The sequence below is a fragment of the Amycolatopsis sp. NBC_01307 genome (assembly GCF_035975215.1).
Lineage (GTDB): Bacteria > Actinomycetota > Actinomycetes > Mycobacteriales > Pseudonocardiaceae > Amycolatopsis.
The window spans coordinates 7,738,626-7,762,637 of the sequence record NZ_CP108403.1; the positions used below are offsets into that span (position 1 = coordinate 7,738,626).

General features: G+C 71.7%; 19 protein-coding genes. 10 read left to right on the forward strand and 9 right to left on the reverse strand.

From position 1 onward, the window contains the following. Genes OG439_RS33850 through OG439_RS33860 form a run of 3 tightly spaced genes read left to right on the forward strand, consistent with a single transcriptional unit; the run spans nt 1 to nt 2,476 of the window. Nucleotides 1-771 carry an ABC transporter permease gene (locus OG439_RS33850; protein ID WP_247058536.1) on the forward strand — a complete coding sequence of 257 codons (771 nt, stop codon included), beginning with the start codon at nt 1-3 and terminating at the stop codon, nt 769-771. Next, nucleotides 768-1,601 carry an ABC transporter permease gene (locus OG439_RS33855; RefSeq protein ID WP_247058538.1) on the forward strand — a complete coding sequence of 278 codons (834 nt, stop codon included), beginning with the start codon at nt 768-770 and terminating at the stop codon, nt 1,599-1,601. Before OG439_RS33850 ends, OG439_RS33855 begins: the two co-directional genes overlap by 4 nt. A 17-nt stretch (nt 1,602-1,618) precedes the next feature. Beyond that, entirely contained in the window at nt 1,619-2,476 is an 858-nt protein-coding gene (locus OG439_RS33860) for an ABC transporter ATP-binding protein (protein WP_326944719.1), read from the forward strand. Nucleotides 2,477-2,543: 67 nt separating this feature from the next. Here OG439_RS33860 and mdlC read toward each other — a convergent pair whose 3' ends face one another. The 6 genes from mdlC to OG439_RS33890 form a co-directional block, all read right to left on the reverse strand. After that, nucleotides 2,544-4,130, reverse strand: a complete 1,587-nt coding sequence (gene mdlC / locus OG439_RS33865) for a benzoylformate decarboxylase (protein ID WP_326944720.1) — start codon at nt 4,128-4,130, stop codon at nt 2,544-2,546. Nucleotides 4,131-4,238: 108 nt separating this feature from the next. After that, on the reverse strand, nt 4,239-5,891 hold the full coding sequence (locus OG439_RS33870; RefSeq protein WP_326944721.1) for a S53 family peptidase: 1,653 nt from the start codon (nt 5,889-5,891) through the stop codon (nt 4,239-4,241). A gap of 158 nt (nt 5,892-6,049) precedes the next feature. After that, complete coding sequence (locus tag OG439_RS33875; protein WP_326944722.1) at nt 6,050-7,003, reverse strand: hypothetical protein; 954 nt, start codon at nt 7,001-7,003, stop codon at nt 6,050-6,052. Nucleotides 7,004-7,051: 48 nt separating this feature from the next. Further along, entirely contained in the window at nt 7,052-7,264 is a 213-nt protein-coding gene (locus OG439_RS33880) for a hypothetical protein (RefSeq protein ID WP_247058548.1), read from the reverse strand. Between the two features lie 421 nt (nt 7,265-7,685). Continuing rightward, nucleotides 7,686-8,363, reverse strand: coding sequence for a copper homeostasis protein CutC (locus tag OG439_RS33885; RefSeq protein WP_326944723.1), 678 nt, complete (start codon nt 8,361-8,363; stop codon nt 7,686-7,688). A 12-nt stretch (nt 8,364-8,375) separates the two neighbouring features. Continuing rightward, a complete protein-coding gene (locus tag OG439_RS33890; protein ID WP_326944724.1) occupies nt 8,376-11,141 on the reverse strand; it encodes a sensor histidine kinase in 2,766 nt (921 codons plus the stop codon). A 186-nt stretch (nt 11,142-11,327) separates the two neighbouring features. On the opposite strand from OG439_RS33890, the gene OG439_RS33895 reads away from it, so the two are divergent. Both OG439_RS33895 and OG439_RS33900 read left to right on the forward strand, forming a co-directional pair. Next, entirely contained in the window at nt 11,328-12,293 is a 966-nt protein-coding gene (locus OG439_RS33895) for an ABC transporter substrate-binding protein (RefSeq protein ID WP_326944725.1), read from the forward strand. Nucleotides 12,294-12,351: 58 nt separating this feature from the next. Continuing rightward, nucleotides 12,352-13,734, forward strand: a complete 1,383-nt coding sequence (locus OG439_RS33900; protein WP_326944726.1) for an FAD-dependent oxidoreductase — start codon at nt 12,352-12,354, stop codon at nt 13,732-13,734. Here the strand turns inward: OG439_RS33900 and OG439_RS33905 are convergent. Then, nucleotides 13,731-14,429, reverse strand: a complete 699-nt coding sequence (locus OG439_RS33905) for an LppU/SCO3897 family protein (protein ID WP_326944727.1) — start codon at nt 14,427-14,429, stop codon at nt 13,731-13,733. The genes OG439_RS33900 and OG439_RS33905 overlap by 4 nt on opposite strands. An 89-nt stretch (nt 14,430-14,518) precedes the next feature. Between OG439_RS33905 and OG439_RS33910 the strand changes: the two genes are divergently transcribed. Next, nucleotides 14,519-16,165, forward strand: coding sequence for a DNA repair helicase XPB (locus OG439_RS33910; RefSeq protein WP_247058562.1), 1,647 nt, complete (start codon nt 14,519-14,521; stop codon nt 16,163-16,165). Nucleotides 16,166-16,168: 3 nt separating this feature from the next. Here OG439_RS33910 and OG439_RS33915 read toward each other — a convergent pair whose 3' ends face one another. Then, nucleotides 16,169-16,741 carry a DinB family protein gene (locus OG439_RS33915; protein ID WP_326944728.1) on the reverse strand — a complete coding sequence of 191 codons (573 nt, stop codon included), beginning with the start codon at nt 16,739-16,741 and terminating at the stop codon, nt 16,169-16,171. Nucleotides 16,742-16,974: 233 nt separating this feature from the next. Between OG439_RS33915 and OG439_RS33920 the strand changes: the two genes are divergently transcribed. Together OG439_RS33920 and OG439_RS33925 are read left to right on the forward strand one after the other, a co-directional pair. Further along, nucleotides 16,975-17,736: a DUF4253 domain-containing protein gene (locus OG439_RS33920; RefSeq protein ID WP_326944729.1), complete on the forward strand. Its 762-nt coding sequence runs from the start codon at nt 16,975-16,977 to the stop codon at nt 17,734-17,736. A gap of 286 nt (nt 17,737-18,022) precedes the next feature. Further along, entirely contained in the window at nt 18,023-18,880 is an 858-nt protein-coding gene (locus OG439_RS33925; protein WP_326944730.1) for a DUF72 domain-containing protein, read from the forward strand. An 882-nt stretch (nt 18,881-19,762) separates the two neighbouring features. Here OG439_RS33925 and OG439_RS33930 read toward each other — a convergent pair. Continuing rightward, nucleotides 19,763-22,552: an AfsR/SARP family transcriptional regulator gene (locus OG439_RS33930; RefSeq protein WP_326944731.1), complete on the reverse strand. Its 2,790-nt coding sequence runs from the start codon at nt 22,550-22,552 to the stop codon at nt 19,763-19,765. 74 nt (nt 22,553-22,626) lie between these two features. Between OG439_RS33930 and OG439_RS33935 the strand changes: the two genes are divergently transcribed. Together OG439_RS33935 and OG439_RS33940 are read left to right on the forward strand one after the other, a co-directional pair. After that, the gene (locus OG439_RS33935) at nt 22,627-23,556 is read left to right on the forward strand and encodes an o-succinylbenzoate synthase (protein WP_326944732.1); all 930 of its coding nucleotides are present in this window, start codon (nt 22,627-22,629) and stop codon (nt 23,554-23,556) included. A 123-nt stretch (nt 23,557-23,679) separates the two neighbouring features. Further along, nucleotides 23,680-23,895, forward strand: coding sequence for a PspC domain-containing protein (locus OG439_RS33940; RefSeq protein ID WP_247058574.1), 216 nt, complete (start codon nt 23,680-23,682; stop codon nt 23,893-23,895). Nucleotides 23,896-24,012: the final 117 nt, after the last annotated feature.

Below are 24,012 nucleotides of genomic sequence, written 5' to 3' on the forward strand. Positions count from 1 at the left end.
GTGACCAGACTGCTCCGCAACCTGACCGGCCTGGTCGGCTTCCTCCTCCTCTGGGAGGTCGTCGTCCAGGTCGGCCTGGTCAGCAAGACGTTCATCCCGCCGCCCAGCGTCGTCCTCGTCACCGTCGGGGAACTGCTCGGCGACGCCTCCTTCATCCGCGACGTCATCGCGACGATGCTCGCCTGGCTGATCGCGATCCTGATCGCCGTGGCCGTCGGCGTGCCCGCCGGCCTGCTGCTGGGCAGCGTGCCGGTGCTGCGCAACGCCACCGCCGCGATCGTCGAGTTCCTCCGCCCGATCCCGGTCGCCGCGCTCATCCCCCTGGTGCTGCTGGTGATCGGCTCCGGGCCGGAGGCGAAGATCACCCTCGCGGTGTACGCCGCCCTGTGGCCGATCATGTTCAACACGATCTACGGGCTCAGCGAGATCGACCCGGTGCTGATGGAGACCGCGCGGGCGTCCGGGACCAGCCGGTTCCGGATCCTCACGTCGGTCGCGCTGCCGTTCACCGCGCCGTTCGTCTTCACCGGCATCCGGCTGTCGGCGACGATCGCGCTGATCGCCGTCGTCAGCACCGAGTTCCTGGCCGGCTCCGAGGTCGGGCTCGGCAACTTCATCCTGGTCTCCAGCACCGGCTCGACCCGGTTCGACCTCGTGCTGGCCGGCACCGTCGTGGCCGGCTTGCTGGGTTACCTCATCAACGAAGGGCTCGAGCAAGTGGGCAAGCGGCTGTTCCGCTGGAGCACCGTGGACCGGGAGGCGATCGCGTGACCGCCGCGACCCTGTCCGGCCGCGTCGGCAGGCGCGCCGTCCGCGGCGCCACCGCGGTCCTGCGCAACTGGCTGCTCTTCGCGGTCCTCGTGGTGCTCTGGGAGTTCGCCGCCCGCGCGGGCGGCAGCAAGTTCTTCCCGCCGCCGTCGGAGATCGCGGTCCGCGCCGCGAACCTGTGGTTCACCGGACCGGCGGACCACCTCTTCCTCACCGACGCGGTGTTCGACAACGTGTTCCCCAGCCTCGGTCACATGCTTGGCGGCTGGGCACTGGCGTCCGTGGTCGGTATCGTCCTCGGGGTGCTGGTCGGCCGGTCTCCGAAGGCGATGGACTACCTCGGGCCGCTGTTCGCCTTCTTCCGCTCGATCCCGCCGCCCACGCTGATCCCGGTGTTCGCGGTGCTGTTCGGGCTGAGCTCGGGCATGCAGGTCGGGTCGATCATCTTCGGCGCGATCTGGCCGGTGCTGCTCAACGCGGTCGACGGCGTCCGCTCGGTCGACCAGGTCAAGGTGGAGACGGCGCGCTCGTTCCGCACGCCCAAGGCGTACTGGATCAGCATGGTCGTGCTCCCCGCGGCGGCGCCGAAGATCTTCGCCGGGCTGCGGGTGAGCCTGTCGATCTCGCTGCTGCTCATGGTGGTCTCCGAGCTCGTGGGAGCCTCCTTCGGTATCGGGCGCTCACTGCTGAACGCCCAGCAGGACTTCGACTTCCCGTCGATGTGGTCCTGGTTGGTGCTGCTCGGCATCCTCGGCTACGTCTTCAACACGATCTTCCTGGCCGCGGAGCGACGGGTACTGGCGTGGCAGCCGGCCCGCCTCGGCCGCGACTGACGGTGGAAAGGCCCTCAATGTCAACCATGCTCGAAGTGTCCGGTGTCAGTCACCGCTACGGCTCCGGCCCCAAGGCGCACACCGCCGTCGACAACCTGTCGTTCACCGTCGAGGCCGGGCAGCTGGCCAGCATCGTCGGCCCGTCCGGCTGCGGCAAGTCGACGCTGCTGCGCTGCATCGCCGGGCTGACCCCGCCGACCGACGGCACGGTCAGCCTGCACGGCGACCGCGTCTCGGGCGTGCCGGACGACCTCGCCGTCGTCTTCCAGGACTACAGCCGGTCGCTGTTCCCGTGGCTCTCGGTGCAGAAGAACGTCGAGTTCCCGCTGCGGTGGCGCTCGATCTCCCGGTCCGAGCGGCGCAAGCGGGCCGCCGAGGCGCTGGAGCACGTCGGGCTGTCCGGCGTCGGCGGGAAGTACCCGTGGCAGCTGTCCGGCGGCATGCAGCAGCGGGTGTCGATCGCCCGCGCGCTGGCCAGCCGGCCGTCGCTGCTGCTCATGGACGAGCCGTTCGCCTCGGTCGACGCGCAGACGCGGTTCGAGCTCGAGGACCTGACCCGGCGGGTGCAGCGCGAGCAGGGCGCCACGATCCTCGTCGTCACGCACGACATCGACGAGAGCGTCTACCTGTCCGACCGCGTGCTGGTGCTGTCGAAGTCGCCGGCGTCGATCGTGGCGGACCTGCGGGTGGACCTGCCGGCCGACCGCGACCAGATCGCGACCCGCGAGTCGCTGGAGTTCGTGACGCTGCGCGGTGAAGTGGCGCGGCTGCTGAACGGCGGCACCCCGGAGGAAGCGGCCAAGGCCGCCTCCGACGCCGCGGAGTGGGCGATGGCCGAGCAGGCCAAGGAGCAGCGGGCCAAGGCCCGTCGCTGACCCGGTTTCAAGTCCGTGAATGCCACATCGAGGGACACTACGTCCCTCGATGTGGCATTCACGGACTTCAGTAGATGGTGGAGTTCTCCGGCACGACCCGGACGTGGACCAGGGTCGGGCGGTCGTCGGCCAGGGCCGCCGTCAACGCCGGGGCCAAGGCGGCCGGCTCGGTGATCGCGATGCCCTGGCAGCCCATGCTCGCCGCCAGTGCCGAGAACTCGATCCCGCCCAGCTGCGTGCCCGGCAGCTTGGAGCCGCCGATCGCGTCGCCGAGGATGCGGACCGCCGCGTACTCCGTGTTGTCCAGGATCACGATCGTCACCGGCAGTTCCTGACGCGCGGCCGTCCAGAGCGCCTGGATGCCGTACATGCTGGAGCCGTCGCCGATCACGCCGACGACCTTGCGGTCCGGCCGGGCGATGGCCGCGCCGACGACGCCCGGGACGCCGTAGCCGAGTGCGCCGCTGGCCATCGTCAGGAAGCCGGTGTCGGTCGCGGTGATCGGCAGGTGGTCGTGCATCACCGCGCGGTGGCTGGGGGTCTCCTCGACGACGAGCGCGTTGTCCGGCAGGACCTCCGCGAGCGTCGCGTAGAAGTAGGCCCCGGTGAGCGAGCTGCCGTCCGGCTTCGCGGGCCGCTCCAGCGGCGCGGGTGCGGGCCGGCTCGTCTCGCCCACGGCGTCGACGAGCGCGCGGATGCCGAGCTTCAAGGTGGCGCGGATGCCGGTGCCTTCGAAGGCCCGCGCGAGGATCTGCTCGTCGTCGCTGACGATGAACAGCGGCGGCAGCGGAGCTTCGCCCCGGCCGCGCTCGACGTGGTAGGTGAACGCCGGCGCACCGAGCACGACGACGAGGTCGTGCGCGGCCAGCTTGTCCGAGATCGTGCCGCGCTCGGGGTCCAGGAACCCTTGGAACAGCGGGTGATCTTCGGGGAACGAGCACCGGAACGACATCGGCGCGACCCACACGCCGGCGTTGACCCGCTCGGCGAGCGCGACAGCCTCTTCGACGGCACCGTCCTGGTCGACGGCCCCACCGACGACGATGGCGGGCCGTTCGGCGGCGGCGAACGCGGCGGCGAGTTCGGCGACGGCTTCAGGATCCGGCGCGAAGCCACGGATCCGCGGCCGGGAGACGATCGGGCGTTCGGTCGTGACGGTCCAGTCGTCGGCCGGGACGGACACGAAGACCGGACCGGACGGCGCCTGCGTCGCGACGTGGTAGGCCCGCGCCAGCGCGGCCGGGACGTCCTCGGCCGTCGCGGGCTCGATCGACCACTTCACGTACGGCTTCGGGAACTCCGGCGCGTCCATTGCGCCCAGGAACGGATCGTGCGGCAGCAGCGACCGCACCTGCTGCCCGGCGACGATGATCAGCGGCGTCCGGTTCTTGTAGGCGGTGAAGATGCTGCCGAGGCCGTGCCCGACGCCGCCGGCGGAGTGCAGGTTGACCAGCGCGGCCTGCCGCGTGGCCTGGGAGTAGGCGTCGGCCATCGCCACGACGGCGGACTCCTGCAGCCCCAGGACGTAGTCGAAGTCGTCCGGCCACTCCGTCAGGAACGGGACCTCGGTGGTGCCGGGGTTGCCGAACACCGTGGTGAGGCCGAGTTCTCGGAGGAGTTCGCGGGTGGCGTCCAGCACCGTGCGCTTGAGCATGCCCCCAGGCTAACCGTTAGCGCTGCGAAAGAAACCACCAAAAGCCGTGAAGGCCTCCTTACCGGCGCCAAGAGCCGGTAAGGAGGCCTTCACGGACCTACCTAGACCTCAGCCGATCAGGCCCGACAGGCCCGAGCCCTTGAAGGAGCCCCAGCCGGTCACCTGGTCGTAGCCCGTGCCGGCGGTGAAGCCGGTCGTGCCGTGCAGGGTGTTGTTGCCCGTCGTCACGTCGTGGAAGCCCGTGCCGTACGAGGACCCGTTGCCGATCGAGTAGAACTTCGGGTTCAGGTTGCCCAGGCCGCCGCCGTGGACCTGGTTCTGCAGCGTCGCGAAGGCCGCCCACAGCGGGGCCGCGCCGGACGTGCCCCAGACCGTCTCCCAGGAACCCGCGGTGTAGATGTAGTAGCCCGAGCCGCTGGCCGCGTCCGCCGAGACGTCCGGGACCTTGCGGTTCGTGGTGCTCTGGGTGGACTGCCAGGACGGCGCCGTGAAGACCGTCGAGATGCCGCCGCCGGTCGAGCCGTTGGACGCGCCGTCGTTCCACGCCTTCTCGCTGCTGTAGGCGTTCGACGAGGTCACCGTCAGCTGCGTGCCGCCGACGCCCGTGACGTTCGGGCTGGACGCCGGGAAGTCCACGGCCTTGGCGGTGGAGCCGGTCTGGCGGTAGCAGTCGGTCGTGCCGTCGTCGCCCGCCGCCGCGAAGTAGGAGATGCCCTCCGCGGTACCGGTCGCGATCGCGTTGCTGACGCTCTTCGCCGCGCTCGAACCCTCGGCGGATTCACAGGCGCCCCAAGAGATCGAGACGACGTTGACCGTGTGGTCCGACGCGATCTTCTGGTACATCGCCAGTTCGCCGGCGCTCGAGTTGGGCGCTTCGTAGACGTAGTCGTTGGCCGCCGCGGCCAGCGCGTGCACGACCTCGATGTCCAGCTCGACCTCGATCTCGCCGTCACCGGGTGAGGAGTCGTAGTTCGCGCCGCTGACCGGGACCGTCGTCACCGAGCCCGCCGAGAGGCCGTACGTGCTGTCGTACTTGGTGACGTTCGCCTTCTTGTAGCCGTCGAACTCGACGAAGCCGACCTTGACGCCGCTGCCGGTCGCCGAGAGACCGCTGGTGCCGTACGCGGTCTTGAGGATCGGCGGGGTGACGGACTTGACGACGTTGGGCTGGGCTTTGGACGCCTGGGACGAGTGCGTCCGCACGGCGTGGTCGTCCAGGCCGACGACGTTCGCCACGACGCCCGAGACGTTCGCGGAGACGGTCGGCGCGGAGTCGTTCGCGAAGAAGTTCCGGCCGGAGACGGTGTCGTGGTAGTTCCCGATCCGGGTGTGGAACGCCGCTTCGAGCTGCGCCGCCGAACCGTGGAACGTGACGGCCTGCCGGTTGCCGGAAACCTCGATCCCGGTGGCCCCCGCCTTCCCGAGGAATGAGACGGCCTTGTCGACGTCGGCCTGCGTCGGACCGAACTCGGCATTGAACTGCGCCGGCGTGAGGAAGTGGTGGTATTGCGGCGAGGCCGGGTTCTGCACTTCGGCGAGGAACCTTTCCAGCGCCTGCTGGTTGTGCAGTTTCAGGGAGAGCGCCGCGGTGATCTGCTGGGCCGCGCCGACGTCGCCGGTGCGGGCGCTGTTGACCAGCGGAGCGGCGGAGTCGGCCAGTGTGACCAGTGGTTCCGTCGCCGCGGCGGCCGGGACGGCCACGGCGAGGCCGAGCAACGCCGGCAGCGGCACGGCGGCCGCGACGAGCTTGCGCAAGCGCATGGGAGAATTCCTCTCGGCGGTGGGGACCGGGCCTGCGCGGAATGCTCGCAGCAGGTTGCCAAGGAGCATAAGTCGGCAACCAACCTACTTTTGTTGGTCATTTCGCGGTTCCCATTTTCGTTTTCCGCACCGTTTACCATTTCATGGGAATTCGATGGTCAACGCGGCAGCTCGTCGATCCGCTCGACGATCTCCTGCGCGTGCCCGTCGCCGGCGAACCGGCGGGCCGCCGCCGACAGCGTCCGCAGCCGCTGCCGGGTCCGCGGCGACCGCAGCGCGCCGGCCAGCCCGATGGCCTCCTGCCCGACGCTCGCGGCGACGTCGAGATCGCCGTCCAGCGCGTGCACGGTGGCCAGCCAGATCACCGTCAGGCCCCGGCTGCGCGTCATGTCCGGGCCGTAGCCGGCGATCGCGTCGGTGAGGGCGCGGATCCCGGCGCGGCCGTGCCGGACGTCGACCACCTGGGCCAGCTCGCCGTGCACCGTGCCGGTCATCGCCGCCATGTCGTTGCCGTCGAAGAAGGCCGCCCACGGCGACACCTCGGTCTCGTGGGCGGCCGCGAACTCGGCCCGCGCGCGGCGCAGGTACGTCAGCGCGGCGGCGACGTCGGCCTTCTTCGCGTACGCCCACGCCTGGTTGGCCGACAGGATCGCCTGTGCCCGCTGGGACCGCGCCCGCAGCGCCGCTTCGCGTCCGCGCGCGAACTCCGCCAGTGCCGCGTCGACCGCGCCGTAGTGCAGGTGCAGCCGTCCGGTGCGGTACCGGATGTTGGCCTGGAGGTCGTCGTTCCCGGCCTCGACGGCCAGCTCCAACGCCCGCGCGAAGGCGGCCAGCGCGGCCGCGGGCCGGTTCTCGTCGAAGCTCGTCCAGCCGGCGAGGTTGTACAGATCGGCGACGACGGTGCAGAGCCGCACGAGGACGGCGTCCCGCATCGTGCCGGCCAGCAGGTCCGCCGCGACCGGCAACCGCGCCGCGATCGCCTCGGCGCAGGACCCGCCGCCGTGGCGGTAGTCCCGGGCCCGGAGCTCCGCGACGGCTTCCTCCAGCCGTCGCACGTCGGTGAGGCCCACGCGGGCGCCGCGCGGGTCCTCCCGGCCGTCACTGCCGGTCATGGCAGCCCTCCGTCTTCCTGGAGAGCCACCGCCCGTGGCAGCTCCCGGTCATTCCCCTCCGGACCACGCCCCGGGTCGTTCCTTCGGGGGGTGGCCACCGGGGAGTACCCCGGTGGCGGTCAGCACCACACCCGTGGCGGTTTCCGCGATCTTGACGACGGCCAGGAGGCCGCCGAGGGCGAGCGAACTGCCGAGTCCCAGGTGGGCGAACTCGTCTTCGGACGTTCCGGTTCCGCGTTGCCGCGGGATCGCGCTGGTCACGATTCGACCTTCCGGGTTGTTCCGGACACACTGGTTCGACATTCGCGGGGAATCAGCCGCCCCCAGGCGACGAACACCCACCGGATGGTCGAGTTCTTCGGTTCCTGCTGGCCTGGCCACGAGCTCGTCTTGAACTGAATACGCGCGCACACAGCGCCGCCTCCCGCACTGCAGAACGATTCTTGAACATCGGCCGGATCGCGAAATGCGGGACAACCGTAGCGAGTCGATCTGCGCGAAATCAGCCGCCAACCAGGTCAAAGCCGTGACCTGCGCGTGCATTCGCACGCGCAGGTGCCACTCGGCTTTTGCAACGGCGAAATGGGATTTCACCGCGAAAGAACGTGCTTACCGCGCACGACAGCGCACCCTGCGAATCCCGTAATCATGACTCACGTGACGCGCAGAATTCGCAGTTCGATCAGGACTTGACGAGTTCGACCCACGTGCGAACCGATTCAGCGTCGACCGCGAACTGCCAGCCGCCGGGCCGGACCGCGCTGCCGACGTGGAACCCGCGCACGCCGCCCGCGCGCAGGAGGTGGACCTGCTGGGCGCGCAGGCCGCCGCCGACGAGCAGTTCCGGCCCGTTGTCGCGCTGCGCGAGGCGCTGCAGCACGGACAGCCCGCTGCCGACGCCGTTCGGGTGGCCCGCGGCGAGCACCGTGTCACAGCCCAGCGCCGCGAGCTGGTCGTACGCGCGCAGCGGGTCGCGCGTACGGTCGATGGCACGGTGGAACGTCCAGGGCAGGCCGTCGATCTCCTTGATGAGTGCTTCGCACGCGTCGAGGTCGATTTCGCTGTCGACGTTCAGGAAGCCGAACACGAACTCGCGCGCGCCCGCGTCGATCAGCCGGGCCGTGTCCGCGCGCAGGCCCTCGATGTCCCCGGCGGCGAAGGAACCGTTGTCCCGCAGCATGACCCGGATCGGGAGATCGGTCGCCGACCGAACATCACGCAGCGTCTCCAACGAAGGCGTCAGCCCGTCCTGGGCCATGTCCGCGACCAGTTCGAGGCGGTCGGCCCCGCCCGCTTGCGCGCCTTCGGCGTCCGCCGCGTCGAGCGCGATCACTTCCAGCAGGGGCGTCTTCGAGCTCATGCCTCATCCGTTTCACTGGTTCCGGGTGTCTTCTCCCCTCGCGTGCCGCCCTCGCCGGAAGCCGCCTTGCAGGCTCGTCATCCGTTCGCGCACCGCTTCCGGGGAAAGCGAGAGTATCGGCCGCTGCTCCGGCACCGCTCCCGGGCTGGCCGCGGCGTCGGCCGGCTGCAGGAACGGCCAGGTGTCCTCGGCGCCGTCCTCCTGCTCCAGCTCCGCGGGTGTCGGCCACTGGTACTCGGGCTCGATCGCGGCGGACGGCTGCGGGAGCGCGACGGGCGGGGGCACCGGCGGGAACTGGGGATCGGTGTCCTCGTCGTCGGGGTTCGGCTCGGCGGCCACCGGCGCCGGTGCGAGCGGCGGCGGGGGTGGCGGGGGCGGTGGCGGCGGCGGGACGGGCGCGGCTTCGCGCAGCGGCAGCCCCGAGGCCAGCGCGTGCCGCGGCTCGGGCTCGGCGGGGCGGGGCTCTTCCGCGATCGGGCGCGGCTCGGCCGCGCGCCGCGGCACCTCGGGCGGCGCGGCGGCGTCGAACCAGCGGGACAGGACGTCGCGGTAGGCGGGCATCCGCTCGGTCGGGGCGTCGAAGTCCAGGTGCGGGTCGTCTTCCGCGGTGGGCCACTCCGGGGCGTGCTCGCGCGCCACCACCGGCGCGCGGCGCGGCGGGCCGGCCTCGATCGACGGCGGCGTCAGCTCTTCCGGCCCCTCGGGCTCCGGTTCCGGCTGCGTGAGCGGGGCCAGCGGCGCCAGCAGCTCGGGTTCCGGGGCGTGCTCGGGCTCGGCGGGCGGCGGGGGCGCGGGCAGGGGCGGCAGCTCGACGATCAGCCCGGTCGGCACCAGCACCGTCGCGACCAGCCCGCTGCCGTCGGCGGCGCTCAGCCGGACGTCGATCCGGTGCCGCTTGGCCAGCGTCGCGACCACGAACAGGCCCATCCGGCGCGACACCTCGACGTCGACGTCCGGCGGGTTCGCCAGGCGCGTGTTGGTGCGGTCGATCTCGGCCTGGGGCATGCCGGCGCCGTGGTCGGTGATCTCGATCTGCCAGTCGCCGTCGTGGGTTTCGGCGCTGGCAACGGTGACCGTGCCGCCGCCGGAGTAGCGCGTCGCGTTCTCCAGCAGCTCCGAAACGACGTGCACGAGGTCGTTGACGGCCTCGCCGCGGACCGCGACCTGCGGTGCCGGGCCGAGCTCGATGCGCTGGTAGTGCTCGACCTCCGAGAGCGCGGCGCCGATGATCTCGTCGGCCGCCACCGCGCCGGCGTCCTCCCGCGCGGAGTCGTGGCCCGACAGGACCAGCAGGTTCTCGCTGTTGCGCCGCATCCGCGTCGCGAGGTGGTCGAGCTCGAACAACCCGGCGAGGGTGTCCGGGTCCTGCTCGTCGGCCTCCATCCGGTCCAGCACCGAAAGCTGCCGTTCGACGAGGTCCTGGCTCCGCTGCGAGAGGTTGACGAACATCGCGTTGACGTTCTCGCGCAGCATCGCCTGTTCGCCGGCCAGCCGGACGGCTTCGCCGTGCACCGCGTCGAACGCACGGGCCACCTGACCGACCTCTTCGCGCGTGAACACCGGGACGGGCGCGACGGCGAGCCGCTTGCGGAGGTTCTCCGGCGCGGGTTCGGGGTCGGTGAGCAGGCCCTGGACCGCCGCGGGCAGCCGGTGCTCGGCGACCTCCAGCGCCGTGCGGCGCAGGATCCGCAAGGGGCGCAACAGGGACCGCGCGATGACGACCGACAGGACGCCGGCGACGAGCAGCACGGCGAGCACCGCCCCGCCGTCCCAGATCGCCGCCGCGCGGGCCTGCGTCGCGAGGGTGTCCGTGCGTTCCTGCAACTGGACCAGCAGCGCTTGCTGCACCTGGTGGGCGAGGTTCACCGTGTGGGTCGCCGAAACGTCCCACTGGTTGGGGTCGAGGCCCGAGAGGTTCTGGCCGTTTTCGGTGCGGGTGAGCGCGGATTCGACCATGTCGTTGCCGATGTCGACGACCAGGCCGATCACCGTGTCGTCGAACATCCGTTGCTGGTCAGGGGTCGCGAAGGTGCGGTAGTCGTTGCTCGCGGCGGCGAGTTCGGCTTCGGCGCCGAGCAGCGCGCGCGTGCGGTCGCGGCTCAGCGTGCCCTCGGCGAGCGCCTCCGCCATCACCGCGCGCTTGACCGACAGCTGGTCCTTGATCCGGGCCAGTGCGTTGCCCGCCAAGCGCAACCGCGCGAGCTCGGGGTCCGAGACGTCGGCGGCGGCCGAGTCGCTGATGTCGAGCAGGCCGGAGATCAGCTCGCTGTAGGAGCGCAGCACGGCGTCGGCGGGGAACGCGGAGTGCTCCGCGGAGAACCGGAGACCGCCGAGCACGCGCAGCCGGTCGTCGCTCTGCTGCAGGCTTTCCGCGGCTTTCGCGTCGAGGCGGGGCCGGCTGTCGGCCAGCGTCCGCTCGAACGTCCCGATCGCCTGGTCGACGCGTTTGCGCTGGCCGGCGAGGTCCGCGGTGTCCCCCAAGCGGTTCTGCGCGACGAACCGGACGGTGAGGTCACGCTCGCGCTGGAGCTCGTGGATGGCTTCGGCGACGGTGCTGTCGACGCGGCCGCGGGTCGCGAACTCCGCGAGCTGCTGCGCGTCACGCAGGTCCGTGCTGATCCGCAGGCCGACGAGCGCGATCACGGCCAGCGCGGGAATGAGCAGGACAGCGAAGAGCTTCGTGCCGAGGCGCCAGTTCCGCAATCGCCAGCGGCCGCCGGCCGGACGCGGATCCGCCGCGTCGCCACCCTTGCGGGGACGCTTGTCGCGACGGGTCACCTGGTTTCCTTTTCCACCGCGGGAGGAACCCGCGGACCTACCGACACCTCGAACCTACTGAACGGTAGCCCGCTCGATGAAGATCCGAAAGCCGCGCTGGTGCGATCCGGCCCTGCCCGCGATCGTATGGGGCGCGGACCATACGATCCAGCACGAGAATCAGATTCTCGCGGTAGGTGGCGGTTCATGATCAGACGCGGATGGACGATTCCGCTGGTAGCGGCGCTGCTGGCGACTGCGGGCTGCAGCCTGTTCAATTCCGGTTCAACGGCCGCGCCACCGCCATTGGAACGGACCACTCTGCGTGTCGGTGTGGGCAACGCCATCGACACGGCCCCGCTGCGCATCGCCGTGAACGCCGGGAAGTTCGGCTCGGCGGGCCTGAACGTGCAGCTCGTGGAGCTGGGCGCCGACGACGGGCTGGCCAAGGTCGCGGCCGGTGACCTCGACGTCACGTTCGCCAGTGACATCGCGATGTTCCGCGCCGCGGCGGGCGGTGCGGCGCTGCAGCTCCAGGGCGAGGCGTACACGTCCGGCCCGAACACCATGGCGTTGGTCACGTTGCCGGGTTCCGACTACACGGTGCCGACCGCCAAGAAGGCACCGGAGATCGCGGTGAACGCACTCGACGACGTCGGCGCGCTCGCCGCGCGCTCGGTGCTGGGCACCGCCGGCGTCGACGTCGCCAAGATCAAGTTCAAGCAGGTGCCGTTCGACCGGATGCCGCAGACGCTCCAAGCGGGCGACGCGGACGCGGCGCTGATGAGCGAGCCGTACATCACCCGCGCCGAGAAGGACCTGGGCGCGCACATCCTCGCCGACGGCGCCCGCGGCGCGACCCTCGGCTTCCCGCTGTCCGGCTACGCCGCCGCGAAGCCGTTCGCGCAGGCCAACCCGCGCACGCTCGCGGAGTTCCGCAAGGCCTTGAGCGCGGCCCAGCAGAGCGCGACCGATCCGGCGATCGTCCGCGACTCGCTGCCGAAGTTCTCCGACATCGACACGACGACGGCCGCGCTCATCTCGCTGGGCTCGTACCCGGCGTCGCTCAACGGCATCCGGCTGCAGCGCGTCGCGGACCTGATGCACAACTCGGGTCAGCTGGCCGACCGCCTCGACGTCCAGGCGCTCCTGCCGGACCAGAACGCTTATTAGGTTTCGCCAAACTCTGCACTTGGTCTACTTTTGCACTCAGTCTACTTGAGGAGTGCACATGGACGTCCTGATCGCCGGCGCCGGACCCACCGGCCTGACGACCGCCGCCGAACTCGCGCTGGCCGGGGTTTCCGTCACGGTCCTGGACCGCCGCGACGGGCCGGGCCTGCCGCGGCCGGTCGGCCTGCAGCCGCGGACCGCCGAGCTGCTGGACCTGCGCGGCCTGGACCCGGCCGACCGGACGCTCGACGGCCCGAGCGGCCACTTCGCCGGCCTGCCGGTCGCGCTCGACCACAGCGTCTGGCGGACCCGCCACCCGCGGGTGCGCAACCGGAGCCAGGACGACGTCGAGGAGATGCTGGCCGAGCACGCCGTCAAGCACGGCGCGGTGCTCCGGCGCGGGTTCGAGGTGACGACCGTCGAGGCCGACGACGACGGCGTCACCGTCGACGGGCTCCGCGCGCGCTGGCTGGTGGCCTGCGACGGCGCGCACAGCACCGTCCGCAAGCGGCTCGGGCTGCCCTTCCCCGGCCGCACCGAGACCTACGTCGCCACGCTCGCGCACATCACGCTCGCGGCGGCGTCCGCCCTCGTCCCGCCGCGGATGGCGCACTTCAGCGAGGTGACGCGGCAGGCGAACGGCCACTGGGCGATGCTCACCCCGCTCGGCGACGGCACCCACCGCTTCGTCTTCGGCACCACGGCGACCCAGCCGGGCCGCGAAGCGCCGGTGACCGACGTCGAGGTCACCGCGGCCCTGACAGCCCTCTACGGCGCCGAGACGCGCTTGGGCGAGCTCCACGGCGCGTCGCGGTTCAACGACGCCACACGGCAGCTGGAGCGCTACCGCCACGGCCGTGTGCTCTTCGCGGGCGACGCTGCGCACATCCACCCGCCGCTCGGCGGCCAGGGGCTCAACCTCGGCGTCCAGGACGCGATGAACCTCGGCTGGAAGCTGGCCGCGACCGTGCGCGGCACGGCGCCGGCCGGGCTGCTCGACAGCTACCACGACGAACGCCACCCGGCCGCGGCCCGGGTGCTGCGGCACACGGCCGCGCAGCGCGTCTTCACGACGCCGGACCGCGGTGAGAACGTCGAGGCGCTGCGCGAGATCGTCGTCGACCTGATGCGGACGCCGGACGGGAACCGCTACTTCAGCGGGCTGATGTCCGGGCTGGCCCTGGGCTACCCGGGCGCGCACCGCGTCCCGGACCTCGACCTGACGACGGCGGCCGGCCCGACGCGGCTCTCGGCGCTGCTGCACGGCGGCCGCGGCCTGCTGCTCGACCTCGGCGACCACCCGGAACCGGCCGGCTTCACCGGCCAGGCCGACGTCGTGCACGCGACCACCGCCGACAGCGAGTACCGCGGCCGGCAGCTGCTCGTCCGGCCTGACGGGTACGCCGTCGAGCCTTCCGAGCTGGGCCGGTGGTTCGGCTAGATGTTCTCGCCGGTCTGGCGGAGGCAGACGATCCGGCGCGGCGGACCGGTGTACTTCAGGGCCTTCTCGGCGTCGCCGCAGGCTTCTTCGGGGTCCGTGACGCCGTAGCCGGAGACGACCTCGGCGCGCATCTGCGCCGTCGGGTCGGTGCAGCTGACCTTGGCGACCGCGGCGTCGTCGTCGACGTCGCGCAGGCAGTCGCCGGTGCTGACGTTCAGCGCGAGGCAGAGGGTCCGGTCGGTGCCGGAGCCGCTGATCTGGAACCGCACGTAGTCGTCGCTGGCCCCGCAGCTGAACGTCCCGCGGTAGCTGTCGTCCACCTTGAACGTCGCGCTGTTCTCGCCGCAGCCGACACGGTGGTAGGCGAGCTGCTCGCCGCTCTCGCGCGTCAGGTAGAGGCACTCGCCGTCCGACGGCGGCCCGGCCTGGTGGATCCAGACGATGCTCATCGCCCCCAGCGCGCCCAGCCCCAGCGCGGCGACGACGCACGCGATCAGCGTGATCCGCACCTTCACGCTGAACCAGTGCGGGATCCCCGGCCGCTGCGGCATTCCCGGCATCCCCGGCATCGGCATCCCCGGCATTGGCATCCCCGGCATCGGTCCCCCGGGCATCGGGGCCGCCGGCATCGGCACGGACGGCGTCGCGTAGTCCGGCGTCCGGAACGGGTTGTCGTCGGACGGTGGTGTGGTCAACGTGCCCTCCAGTGATCCCCTCGGCATATCGTCCCACCGGCGGACCCGCGAACGGAGCGGGCCGGAGCGAGGCACGTATAACAGTAGTTGTGACTGATGGCCCGCTGATCGTCCAGTCCGACAAGACCGTGCTCCTGGAGGTCGACAACCCCCAGGCCGACGACGCGCGCGTCGCGATCGCGCCGTTCGCCGAGCTCGAACGCGCCCCGGAGCACGTCCACACCTACCGGATCACCCCGCTGGCCTTGTGGAACGCCCGCGCCGCCGGCCACGACGCCGAGCAGGTCGTCGACGCGCTGACGACGTACTCGCGCTTCCCCGTGCCCCAGCCGCTGCTGATCGACGTCGTCGACGTGATGGGCCGCTTCGGGCGGCTGCAGATCGCCAACCACCCCGCGCACGGGCTGGTGATGTCCACCACCGACCGCGCGGTGCTCACCGAGGTCTCGCGCAACAAGAAGATCAGCCCGATGCTGGGCGCGAAGATCGACGACGACACCGTCCTCGTGCACCCGTCCGAACGCGGGCGGCTCAAGCAGGCGCTGCTCAAGGTCGGCTGGCCGGCCGAGGACCTCGCCGGGTACGTCGACGGCGAAGCGCACCCGATCGCGCTCGACGAGACGGACTGGCAGCTGCGCGACTACCAGCGGATGGCCGCCGAGGCCTTCTGGGCGGGCGGCTCCGGCGTCGTCGTGCTCCCCTGCGGTGCCGGCAAGACGCTGGTCGGCGCGGCGGCGATGGCGAAGGCGCAGGCCACGACGCTGATCCTGGTGACGAACACCGTCGCCGGCCGGCAGTGGAAGCGCGAGCTCATCGCCCGGACGTCGCTGACCGAAGAGGAGATCGGCGAGTACTCCGGCGAGAAGAAGGAAGTCCGGCCGGTCACCATCGCGACGTACCAGGTGGTCACCCGCAAGACCAAGGGCGAGTACCGCCACCTGGAGCTGTTCGACTCGCGCGACTGGGGCCTGGTCGTCTACGACGAGGTCCACCTGTTGCCCGCGCCGGTGTTCCGGATGACCGCGGACCTGCAGTCGCGGCGTCGCCTCGGGTTGACGGCGACGCTGGTGCGCGAGGACGGCCGCGAGGGCGACGTCTTCTCGCTGATCGGGCCGAAGCGCTACGACGTGCCGTGGCGCGACATCGAGGCGCAGGGCTGGATCGCGCCGGCGGAGTGCACCGAGGTCCGCGTGACGCTGACCGACGCCGAGCGCCTCGGTTACGCGACGGCCGAGGCCGACGAGCGCTACAAGCTGGCGGCGACGGCGATGACCAAGACACCGGTGATCAAGTCGATCGTCGCGAAGCACGCGGGCGAGCCCACCCTGGTCATCGGCGCTTACCTCGACCAGCTGGAGATGCTCGGCGACGAGCTCGACGCGCCGGTGATCCAGGGCTCCACCCGGAACAAGGAGCGCGAGGAGCTGTTCGACAAGTTCCGCCGCGGCGAGATCCGCACGCTCGTCGTGTCGAAGGTGGCGAACTTCTCGATCGACCTGCCCGAGGCGTCGGTGGCGATCCAGATCTCGGGCACGTTCGGCTCCCGGCAGGAGGAAGCACAGCGGCTCGGCCGGCTCCTGCGGCCCAAGGGCGACGGGCGGCAGGCGCACTTCTACTCGATCGTCTCGCGCGACACGGTCGACACGGAGTACGCGGCGCACCGGCAGCGGTTCCTGGCGGAGCAGGGGTACGCCTACCACATCGTCGACGCGGACGACCTGCTCCGGCCGCTCTGACGCTCAGGGGGCGACCGGCGCGGCGGCCCGCGCTGCCCGGTCGACCTCCGCGCACCGCGCCGCCCAGAACGCCTGGTCGCGCCCGCTGTCCGCCGGCGGCATGCCGTCCAGGTGCTCGCGCAGGACGTCGGCGTGCCCGGCGTGCCGGTTGGTCTCGGTGAGCACGTGGACCAGGACGTTGAACAGCTTGACGTCCGGTCGCGGCCACCAGGGCACGTGGCCGGGCGCGTCGACGGGCAGTGCCGCGATCGTCGCGTCGGAGTGCGCCCAGACGCGCCGGTAGCGGCCGATGATCTCCTCGCGCGTCTCGTGCTCGGTCGCCCACATGTCGATACCGCGCCGCTCGAGGTCGTCCCACCGCGGGACGGCGTCGGACGACGGCCGGCCGAAGACCTCGCCGAAGTATCGGGCCTCGCCCACCGCCAGGTGCTTGATCAGGCCGAGCAGGGTGGTCCCGGTCGCGGTCAGCGGGCGCCGGATGTCGTACTCGGACAGCCCGTCGAGCTTCCCGAGCATCTCCTCGCGGATCTCTCGCAGGTCGCTGTGCAGGTAGTCCTTCGCGAAGTCGTCGATCACGGGTTACAGCTTGCACCAACGAGCGCACCTCGTGCTTTCGGCGGTCGCGGCGTCCTCGTTCGGCCCAGTGGATCGTCACAGGAACAACTTTCGCCACAGACGTCTCACTCGGCGCTCTGACCTGCACTTTTCCGGATTCACCCGAACGGATGAGCGGGCGCGACGCTGGAAATTGTCAGACCCTCGAACTACTGTTCGACGAGTACAGCCGAACACAAGTTCGAGGGGACGTCATGACGATCGCACCGCTCCGCCCCGGTACGCCCGCGCCGCCGGTCCAGACCCTGCCACCGGGGGCGTGGCACGGCCGGCTGTGGGTGTCCGACCTGCCACTGACCCGGCCCGAGCGTTATCTGGGCTGCGTGGCCGAGTTCGAGCGGTCCGGGCTGTGGCCGGTGCTGATCCCGCACGACCAGCGCTTCGCGGCCAACGGCGAGGACTGGATCGACGACCGCGGCCGGCTCGCCCCGGCCGGCCACCGGGTCGCCTCCGCCGACGCGGTGAGCGTGCTCGACCGCTGGTGGGACGGCTCCTGCTGTGACGGCGCCTGCCTGCGCCCCTTCAGCGCGAAGTTCCCCGGGCTGGCCAAGCGCAGCCCGCGCCGGTCCGACCCGCTGGCCGAGGCGGGCAACACGGGCTCGATCCTGGCCACCCGCGCCCCGCACCGGCTCGGCCTGGTCCAGACCGAGCGGCCCGCGGACATCCCGGCCCTGCTGGGCTGGACGGGCATGATCAAGTGCACCGACCAGGTCGCCGAGCTGTCTGCGGTACTGCGCAGCTGGGAAGAGCGGTTCGGGGCGACGCTGGTGGTGCTGGGCTTCGACGCGATCGAGCTGTCGGTGTCGGCCCCACCCCGCAACCAGGCGAGGGCGCTGTCGGTGGCGGCGGAGCACCGGGCGTTCAGCTTGCCGACGTTCGCGGCCCAGCCGGGCAACCTGCGCGAGTACGCGTCGGACCTGGTGCAGGCCCGGCACTGGAGGTTCTCCTGGGCGTGAAACCGAGCAGCGGCAACCGTTCCGGGCGTCTCGCCGCCGGATCCTCGCCGCGGGCCGCGCGCCGCCCACTGCGTCCCGCGGCCCGCGGGTGCGGCGCGGGTGCCCGGCGCGGGGCGGGTGCCCGGCGCGGGGCGGCGCGATGAGCAAGCGCGTCAAAGGCCCGGCGAGACGGCCGTCCGCGAAGTTGGGTCACTTGTCCCGGCCGGCGGTCCACCGGTCCGGACGGTGGCCGCTCGGGCGCGTTTGGACGGCCCGGCGAACGGGCATCACGCACCGCGGGAAGGCGGTGAGAACGATCGCCGAAATCCGGATCGGGACATCGGGGTGGCGCTACCCGCCGTGGCGCGGCGACTTCTACCCGCCGGGCCTGGCGCAGCGCCGCGAGCTCGAATACCTGTCGCGGCAGCTGAACACGGTCGAGCTCAACGGCTCGTTCTACTCGCTGCAGCGCCCGGAGCGCTTCCGCGCGTGGTTCGACGAGACACCGTCGGACTTCCTCTTCGCGGTGAAGGGCGGCCGCTTCATCACGCACATGAAGCAGCTGCGCGACGTCGAGACGTCGCTGGCCAACTTCTACGCGTCCGGCGTCCTCGCTCTCGGCGCGAAGCTGGGGCCGTTCCTCTGGCAGCTACCACCGAGGCTCACGTTCGACCCGGACCGCCTCGCGAACTTCTTCGCCCTCCTCCCGCGCACCACAACGGACGCGGCCGAGCTGGCGACGAAGCACGACGACAAGCTGAAGGCGAAGCCGTACTTGGAGGCAGGGGAACGAAGGCCGTTGCGGCACGCGCTGGAGGTCCGCCACCCGAGCTTCGCGGAGCCCGCGGCGAAGAAGCTGCTGCGGGACCACGGGATCGCCCTGGTGGTCGCCGACACGGCGGGCAAGTGGCCGTTCATCGAAGACCAGACCGCCGGCTTCGCCTACGTCCGCCTGCACGGCGCCGAGGAGCTGTACGTCAGCGGCTACTCGGACGAGGCCCTGCGCGAGTGGGCGGAGAAGATCCGCACCTGGCACGACGACGGCAAGCGAGACGTCCACGTCTACTTCGACAACGACGCCAAAGTGGAGGCCCCACGCAACGCGCAGGCCCTGGCCGACATGCTGGGCGTCAAGCCCGCGAACAAGACAGTGAGTGGACAGTGAGCGCCCCGGTCTTGGATGACAAAGCGGGCGGGACCGCCTCGCGTGCCGCGACTGGGGGTCAGCACGCGAGCGGTCCGCCGCACGCGCACAGCCACCCGGCCATCACCACCACGAACCACGCCGAGAAGGTCCCGCCGCGAACAGCCACGACCCACGCCGCTGGCGGACCATTCACCCTCGCACGGCCTTCCGCACCCACAGAACCTCGCCAAGCAGCGCCTCCCACGCCAGGCAGGGCTTCCCACGCCAGGCAGGACCCCGGTCCACCCGCAGAACTCGCCCGCGCAGCGGCCCCGCGCGCAGACTTGCACCGCCGTGGCCGAGGAGAACCCCACCGAGCAGGTGAAGCCGGCCAAGGACTCCTCGCAACGCATCGATAGCGCACGGACCGCGCCGCCACCGGCCACCGAGCCGCTCTCGCAACCACGAACCTCACCCAGCCGGCCGCGCCACCACCAGGCTCTGAGGCTCCGCAGCGGCGGAGCCTCACCTGACCGCATCGCCACCGGCCGGCGAGCCGCTCTCGCAACCACAAAGCCTCACCCGACCGACCGCGCCACCACCAGGCGCCGAGTCGCCGCTGCCGCAGAGCCTCGCCCGACCGCATCGCCACCGGCCGTGGAGCGGCTCTCGCAACCACCGAACCTCGCCCGACCGGCTGCGCTGCCACCAGACATCGAGGCGCCGCCAAGCCTTACCCACCCGACCCCATCGCCAGCAGACACCGAGCCGCCGCCGCGGAACCTCGCCCAACCGACCGCATCGCCACCGGCCAGCGAGCCGCTCTCGCAACCACAGAATCTCGCCCACCCGGCCGCGCCACCACCAGCCACCAAGCCGCCGCCAGAACCCCGCCCACCCGGCGACCCTGCCGAAAGGGCCTCAGCTCGGCGTGCCCACCAGCGCTGCCAGCTTGGCGCGTACGTCGTCCGCGTCCGGGTGGCCCAGCTCTGTCAGCAAGCGCGCCGATCGGACCCAGCACTCCCGGGCCAGCGCCCCGTCTCCTTGCCTCAGGTGGATCGTGCCCAGTTGGGACAGCACGTCCGCGGCCTCGTAGTGCTCGCCCATGGTGAAGAACATCTCCACCGATTCGCTGATGCACGCGATGCCCTCGGCGAGCCGGCCCAAGCCGAGCAGGGCCAGGCCTCTTGTGTGCTGCGTGAACCGGGTGTCGACCGGGCTACCGTCCGGGCCCGGGATCGCCAGGGCCGCGTCGGCCAGTTCCAGGGCCTGCTCGTGGTCGCCCATCGATGTGCAGATGTCGCCCAGTGCCCGCAGCACGCTCGCCTCGAACGCGCCCATTCCCAGCTCGCGGACGATCTCCAGCGCCCGCATGCCGTGCTCGTACGCGCCGGCGTAGTCGGCCAGGTTGTGCGCCGCCAGCGCCAGGTTGTACTGCGCTCGCGCTTCGCCCTCCCGCGCGCCCAGTTCGCGCTGGATCGTCAGCACCCGTTCCAGGTAGTGCCGCGACTCGTCGTACTGCCGCACCACGCCGTTGACCACGCCGAGTCCACTGAGGATGCCCGCCTCGCCCGGGCGGTGGCCGCCGTCCCGCGCGGCTTCCAGTGCCACGCCGAACACCGAACGCCAGTCGTCCAGCCGCGAGCGCGTCCCGAAATAACTCTGCAGCAGCCAGGCGAGCTTCCAGCAGACGTCGTCGCGCCGCCGGCGCCGCGCCAGGTGCACCGCGGCGATCAGGTTGCCGGCCTCTTCGTCGAACCAGTCGAGCGCGTCGTGGTACTCGGCGAACGTCAAGCCGTCGAGACCGTCCAGTTCCAGCAGCCGGTAGTAGCGCTCGGGCCGCATCCGCCGGGACGCGTTGAACGCCGTCGCCAGGTACCAGCCGAGCAGCCGGTCGAGCGCGGCGTCGCGTTCCTCCGCGGTGTCGACCTGCTCCGCGGCTTCGCCCGCGTACGCGCGGATCAGGTCGTGGAACTGGTAGCGGCCCGGCCGCGGCTGGGCGAGCAGGTGCGCGGCCGCCAGCGTCGTGAGCAGCGGCCGGGTCCGCGTCAGGTCCAGACCGGCGACGGCGGCCGCCGCGGGCACGCTGAAGTCGACGCCGGTGGACAGCCCGAGCAGCCGCAGCAACCGCGCCGCCGACGGCTCGAGTGCCTGGTAGGAGTACGAGAACACCGAACGGATGTTGGTGCCGTCGCCGTCGGCGAGGTCGAACGAGCCGAGCAGGTCGTGCTCGCTTTCGAGGGAGTCGACGAACTCGCCGAGCGGCAGGCCGGGGAACTGCGCCGCCCGCACGGCGAGGATCCGGATCGCCAGCGGCAGCCCGCCGCAGTACCGCACGAACCGTTCGGTCGCCGCCGGGTCGCGCGCCACCCGCTCGAGGCCGATCGTGGACGCGAGCAGCTCGACCGCGTCCTCCGCGCCGAGCTCCGCCAGCGCGACGCGCCGGGCGCCGTGCGTCGCGACCAGCGCTCGCAGCTGCCAGCGGCTGGTGATCAGGACCAGGCAGCCCGGCCCCGGCAGCAGCGGCCGCACCTGCTCGGTGCGGTTGGCGTTGTCGAGGACGATCAGCAGCCGCCGGCCCGCGGTGTGCGTCCGCCAGCTCGCCGCGCGGCCGTCGAGGTCGGCCGGGATCTGCTCGCACGGGACGCCGAGCGCGGTGAGCATCGCCTCCAGCGCCGCCGCCGGCTCGACCGGCTCGCCGGGCCCGTACCCCCGCAGGTTGAGGTGGATCTGCCCGCCGGGGAAGCGGTCGGCGATCTCGTGCGCGAAGTGCACCGCGAGCGTCGTCTTGCCGATGCCGCCCATGCCTTCGACGGACGCGATGGGCGTCGACGCGTCGGCGTCGAGCGCCTCCGGCAGCAGCGCGTGCAACGCCTTGAGGTCGCTCTCGCGGCCGGCGAACGTCCGCGGGTCGGCGGGCAGCTGGTGCGGCACCAGCGGTTCGACGCCGAGGCGGTAGCGCGCGGGTTCGGCGGCGTCGGTGCCGGTGAGGATCGCCTGCCGGGTGCGCTGCAGCGACGGGCCGGGGTCCAGCCCGAGCTCGTCGGCCAGCACCCCGCTGATCCGGCGGTGGACGTCGAGCGCCTCGGCCTGACGGCCCGAGCGGTAGAGCGCGACCATCAGCTGTTCGTGCAGCCGCTCGCGCAGCGGGTTTTCCCTGGTCAGCCGGGTCAGTTCGGGGACGATGGTGCCGTATTCGCCGGCTTCGAGCAGCGCGTCGGCCCACAGTTCGCGCACGCGCAGGCGTTCTTCGGCGAGCTGCCCGGCTTCGTCGCGGTGCAGCGCGTCGGACTCGACGTTCAGCAGCGCCGGGCCGCGCCACTGCGCCAGCGCGTCGGCGAAGTGCGCCGCGGCCTGCCGGCTTTCGCCGCTGTCCAGCGCCGCCTGGCCCCGCGCGGCGAGCGCGCGGAACCGCGACAGGTCGAGCAGGTCGTCGTCGACCTCGATCAGGTAGCCGCCGCTCTCGGTGCGGATCGAGACCTGGTCGCCGAGGGCGCGGCGCAGGCGCAGCACGTACGTCTGGAGCGCGCCCTTGGACCGGCGGCGGTCGTCGTTCCACAGCCACCGGCCCAGCTCGTCGACCGGCACGACGCGGTTGGCGCGCAGCAGCAGCCCGGCCAGCACGATCAGCGGCCGGCTCCCCCCGAGTGGCACCGGGCGGCCGTCGGCCGTGACCTCGGCCGGGCCCAGCAGGCGGAAATCGAGGACCACCGGCCCATTCTGTCCGGAAACGCGCTGATCGGCACCCGATCGCGAAACGCGGGACGGTGGCATGATCGACGTCGATGAAGGTGTACGCGATTCCCCTGCGCAACCGCTTCCGCGGCATCACGGTCCGTGAGGGCGTGCTGCTGCCCGGCCCGGCGGGCTGGGGCGAGTTCTGCCCGTTCGCCGACTACTCGGACGCCGAGAGCCTGCCGTGGCTGCACGCGGCCGTCGAAGCCGGCGAAACGGGCTGGCCGGCGCCGGTCCGCGACCGCGTCGAGGTGAACACGACGGTGCCGGTGGTCAGCCCGGAGAAGGCGTACGAGCTGGTCAGCGCGTCCGGCTGCCGCACGGCCAAGGTGAAGGTCGCGGACCCCCGCTCGTCACTGGCCGACGACTGCGCCCGGGTGGAGGCGGTCCGCGACGCGCTCGGCCCGGGCGGTGCGATCCGCGTCGACGCCAACACGGCGTGGGACGTCGACACCGCGGTCCGCGCGATCGCCGACCTCGACAAGGCGGCGGGCGGCTTGGAGTACGCGGAACAGCCGTGCCCGACGATCGACGACCTCGCCGCGGTCCGCCGCCGGGTGTCGGTCCGCATCGCCGCGGACGAGTCGATCCGCCGCGCGGAGGACCCGCTGAAGGTCGCGGTCGCCGGCGCGGCGGACATCGCGGTGCTGAAGGTCTCCCCGCTGGGCGGCGTCCGCCGGGCGCTGGAAGTCGCCGAGGCTTGCGGCCTGCCGTGCGTGGTGTCGTCGGCGGTGGAGACGAGCGTCGGCCTGGCCGCGGGCCTCGCACTGGCCGGTGCTCTCCCGGAGCTGGAGTTCGCGTGCGGCCTGGGCACGATCTCGTTGCTGGAAGGCGACGTCTGCGCGAACCCACTGTCCCCTGTGGACGGTTATCTCCCGGTCCTGCGCAGGCCCCCGGAGCCCACAGCGGCGTACGCGGCCTCGCCCGACGTCCAAGCCGCGTGGGAAGCCCGGCTGGCGAGGGTCCGCAGCTTGTCGTGAGTGTTCAGGGCGGTTCTAACCGCCCTGAACACTCACGACAGGGTGACCCCGAGGCCGAGTTCAGGGTCCGGATCCGGGCCCTTCCCGATGTGGACCGGGCCGCCGCCGGGCGAACATTGGTGCATGACGAACAGCGTGTACACCCCGGAAACCAAGAAGGTCCGCCGCAGCCGCACCGACAAGATGCTCACCGGCGTCTGCGGTGGCTGGTCCCAGTACCTCGGCATTGACGCGAACGTGCTGCGCATCGGGCTCGTCGCCGCCGTTTTCCTCTCCGTCGGGATCGCCATCCCGATCTACGTCGCCGCCGCGATTCTGACGCCCGAAGAAGACTCCTGACCGGGGCGGGCGCCGGTTCGCAGGGGGAACCGGTGCCCGCCGGACGATCACGGGGTGTGCCACTGAACGGCCCGGACGCCAAGGGGACGTCCGGGCCGTTCGGCGTAGACCACTAAG

Bases quoted from the DNA above. Each gene is read 5' to 3' on its own strand.
- OG439_RS33860 (WP_326944719.1), top strand. From the start codon at position 1,619: ATGTCAACCATGCTCGAAGTGTCCGGTGTCAGTCACCGCTACGGCTCC.
- mdlC (WP_326944720.1), bottom strand. From the start codon at position 4,130: ATGCTCAAGCGCACGGTGCTGGACGCCACCCGCGAACTCCTCCGAGAA.
- OG439_RS33870 (WP_326944721.1), bottom strand. From the start codon at position 5,891: ATGCGCTTGCGCAAGCTCGTCGCGGCCGCCGTGCCGCTGCCGGCGTTG.
- OG439_RS33875 (WP_326944722.1), bottom strand. From the start codon at position 7,003: ATGACCGGCAGTGACGGCCGGGAGGACCCGCGCGGCGCCCGCGTGGGC.
- OG439_RS33885 (WP_326944723.1), bottom strand. From the start codon at position 8,363: ATGAGCTCGAAGACGCCCCTGCTGGAAGTGATCGCGCTCGACGCGGCG.
- OG439_RS33895 (WP_326944725.1), top strand. From the start codon at position 11,328: ATGATCAGACGCGGATGGACGATTCCGCTGGTAGCGGCGCTGCTGGCG.
- OG439_RS33900 (WP_326944726.1), top strand. From the start codon at position 12,352: ATGGACGTCCTGATCGCCGGCGCCGGACCCACCGGCCTGACGACCGCC.
- OG439_RS33920 (WP_326944729.1), top strand. From the start codon at position 16,975: ATGACGATCGCACCGCTCCGCCCCGGTACGCCCGCGCCGCCGGTCCAG.
- OG439_RS33935 (WP_326944732.1), top strand. From the start codon at position 22,627: ATGAAGGTGTACGCGATTCCCCTGCGCAACCGCTTCCGCGGCATCACG.
- OG439_RS33940 (WP_247058574.1), top strand. From the start codon at position 23,680: ATGACGAACAGCGTGTACACCCCGGAAACCAAGAAGGTCCGCCGCAGC.